We start from the raw sequence: 573 nt of genomic DNA, 5'->3' as shown, positions 1-573 counted from the left end.
ACATGGCGATCACCGATACGCTGATCCATGAGCTGGACGTGTTGCGCTGGTTGCTCGACGACGACTATGTGTCGGTRCAAGTGGTGTTCCCGCGCAAGACCAGCAARGCCCACGCCCAYYTGAAAGACCCGCAGATCGTGTTGCTGGAAACCGCCAAGGGCACGCGCATCGACGTGGAAGTGTTCGTCAACTGCCAGTACGGCTACGACATCCAGTGCGAAGTGGTAGGGGAGACGGGCATCGCCAAACTGCCGGAGCCGTCGCAGGTTCAACTGCGCAGCGGAGCGAAACTGTCCAATGCGATTCTGATGGACTGGAAGGACCGGTTCATCGCCGCGTACGACGTCGAGTTGCAGGCGTTCATCGATGGCGTGCGCGCCGGGCAGGTCGGCGGGCCATCGGCGTGGGACGGTTTCGCCGCCGCCGTCGCTGCGGATGCCTGCATCGAGGCGCAGAACAGCGGCCAGATTGTCAAAGTCGGCCTGCCAGACCGCCCACGCTTCTACGGTTAACCACTGACCCCTGTAGGAGCGAGGCTTGCCCGCGAAGACGTCGACACATTCAACATTGATG

The 573-nt window shown here is 61.9% G+C and carries 1 protein-coding gene; it reads left to right on the top strand.

The window, feature by feature from the left end; translation table 11 throughout:
* Positions 1 to 512: Gfo/Idh/MocA family oxidoreductase (locus AC1DLB_RS31680; protein ID WP_477786489.1), on the top strand; the 512-nt coding region annotated here is incomplete at its 5' end.
* Positions 513 to 573 lie beyond the last annotated feature (61 nt).

The organism is Pseudomonas sp. 05N434 (genome assembly GCF_056396965.1).
The sequence above is the reverse complement of the archived record's forward strand: the minus strand, read 5'-3'. Positions and strand labels throughout refer to the sequence as shown.